The 2,256-nt window shown below is 65.6% G+C and carries 3 protein-coding genes; 1 reads left to right on the top strand and 2 read right to left on the bottom strand.

Annotated features, from left to right (window positions below):
* Nucleotides 1–155: 155 nt before the first annotated feature.
* Together EP28_RS11400 and EP28_RS11395 are read right to left on the bottom strand one after the other, a co-directional pair.
* Nucleotides 156–791: a hypothetical protein gene (locus tag EP28_RS11400; protein WP_155118480.1), complete on the bottom strand. Its 636-nt coding sequence runs from the start codon at nucleotides 789–791 to the stop codon at nucleotides 156–158.
* 2 nt (nucleotides 792–793) lie between these two features.
* The gene (locus EP28_RS11395) at nucleotides 794–1,558 is read right to left on the bottom strand and encodes a helix-turn-helix domain-containing protein (RefSeq protein WP_155118479.1); all 765 of its coding nucleotides are present in this window, start codon (nucleotides 1,556–1,558) and stop codon (nucleotides 794–796) included.
* Nucleotides 1,559–1,921: 363 nt separating this feature from the next.
* Between EP28_RS11395 and EP28_RS11390 the strand changes: the two genes are divergently transcribed.
* Entirely contained in the window at nucleotides 1,922–2,176 is a 255-nt protein-coding gene (locus tag EP28_RS11390) for a hypothetical protein (RefSeq protein ID WP_049984138.1), read from the top strand.
* The last annotated feature ends 80 nt before the right edge of the window (nucleotides 2,177–2,256 follow it).

Below are 2,256 nucleotides of genomic sequence, written 5' to 3'. Positions count from 1 at the left end.
GCGCGGTAGTCGTCCACGATGATGATCACGTCGCGCTCCTGGGTGAGGACGTCCTCGAAGAGCTCCTGCATCCAGGTGCCCTCCTGGAACGGGTTTTCCAGCGACCGGTCGGGGATACCGGCTTCTCCACCGCTCTCTGTATCGCTGCTCATGGTTTATCGAACCTCGTCCAGCTCGAAGTCGTTCGACATCTCAGCGTCCGGGAACAGCCCCAGCACCTCCATCGACTCGGCGAGGAGATCGGCGACCGCCTCCAGGCGCTGCGCGGCCAGCAGCTTGTGCTGGGTGCGCGTCTCCTCGTGCGTCCCGAGCGCGTCGCTGTACTCGACGGTGTACTCCTCCACGCGGTTCCGGAACTGGTCGAGGCTGCTCAGCCCCTCGACGTGGTGGAACACGACCTGCCCCTCGTCGTCCGTCTTCGGGACGCTCTCGCGCTCCAGGACGGCGTCGCCGCAGTTCGGGCACGTGTCGCCCGGCGAGTAGTCGCTCTCGTCGTCCAGAGAGGAGTACGCGGTACACGCCGGACAGAGCGCGACGGGGATGTAGACCGGCTCAGTCGCCCAGAGCTCCTCTTCCTCCCAGAGGTCCTGTGTGACGTCGCGGCGCTTCAGGCGGGCGCGCAGCTCGTCGTACAGGTCGAAGACGGCGTCGTGGAAGCTCTCGTGCGCGTTGTCCTCGAACTCTGTCCCGGCCGCGCGTCGGTACGCCTTCCGGGCCTGCACCATCTGCTGGTACGCCTGCCGCACCTCGTCGTTGCTCGTCGGGTCGCGGGCTTCCTCGGTGCTCGACATGGTCACCACCCCTCGTAGGCGTGGAGGCGCTGGACGAAGCGGTCAGCGACGTCGCCGGCGGCCAGGAGCGCGTCCACCGACGGGACGAGGATCTCCAGCTCCGACTCGTCGATGTTGTCGAGCGACCGGTTCCCGTGGCCGTCGGTCGCGGTCAGCCCGATGGTGGTCCAGATGCTGAACAGCCCCGAGAGGCCCTCTACGTTCCCGTGTTCGGAGTCGGTGAACAGGACCATCTCCTCGACGTAGCGCTCGGCGGCCTCGCGTGACAGCCCGTCCTCGGGCAGGTCGTACGCGTCGTGACCGTCCTCGTCGAGGTCGGCCCAGTGGACCCGCAGCGCCGTTCCGTTCTCCAGGTAGTCGATGAGCGCCTCCAGGACGGCGAGGCGCTTCCGGGCCGGGACGTCGCCGTCCTCGTACTCGGAGAGCAGCTGGCGGCGACGGTCGAGGTACACGGCGCGGTTCTTCACGATCTCCTCCCAGAGCTCCTGCCGCGCGTCCTCGATCACCGCCTGGACGTCGAGGGAGGTGCTGTCGGACTGAGCGGCCTGCGAGTACCAGTACACCTGCGCCTGACCCACCTTCCGGCTGCGGACACCGGGTTTCTGCTCCAGGTCGTCGAGTTGGTTTCGGACCGACTGGTCGGACACGTCTACGGCCTCTGCGAGGTCTGAGACGGTCAGGACCGGGCACCGGTCGTTACGGTTCCGGGCTGCTGCTTGCAGTTCAGTCACCAGGACATGCGCGTCTACTTCGGCTGGTCGTCCCATACACCCGCTTACACTCTACTCCCCCTTATTCTTTGGCCCTACGTCGTTCAACCCTTGAGTTACACAAAGCTATAACAAGCAGGAGCGAGAAGGGGGTGATAACGATGCAGACCAGCCGCTCACGAAGCGAGTACGCGAAGCCCGTGAGTGGCGACTGTCGGCTGTCGCTGATTGGTCGGGGCAAAGGTCGCCCGGTGTCGGAAGCACCGGGCAGAAGTGTAGCACGTACACACGGACACGGCGGTTCACAGGGCCGGACCAGTGTCCGTATCTGGATTCTCGGGCGGCGACCTTCAAGGTTTACGTCCCCCTCCAGATACGGGTTCTCCAGCTTCTGTGCCCCCGTGTCCGGCGGTTCCGGACATGTCTATTCCAGAAACCAACGACACGACTGAAGACCCAGAGGTACCGTCACCGGACCCACAGAACGGCATCGCACAGGCGCTCCTGAAGGCCGATCCCGAGACGCCGATGAAGGAGGTCCTGGAAGACGTCAAACGGTGGGTCTGCACCGGCTGCGGGAGGGAGAAGCTGAACAAACCCACGCACTGCGCCGAGTGCGGCGCGACGACGTTCGACCGGATCGTCCCGAACGAGGAGGATGACGATGGAAGTTGAGTTCCGAGGCGGCATCGGCTACGCCACCGCCGACGAGGCCGACGACCTGGAGGAGTTCGCGTTCGACCGCGGCGACCGCT

Origin of the sequence: Halorubrum sp. BV1, from assembly GCF_000746205.1 — an archaeon.
Lineage (GTDB): Archaea > Halobacteriota > Halobacteria > Halobacteriales > Haloferacaceae > Halorubrum.
Note: the sequence above shows the minus strand (reverse complement) of the source record. Positions and strands in the feature narration are given on the sequence as shown.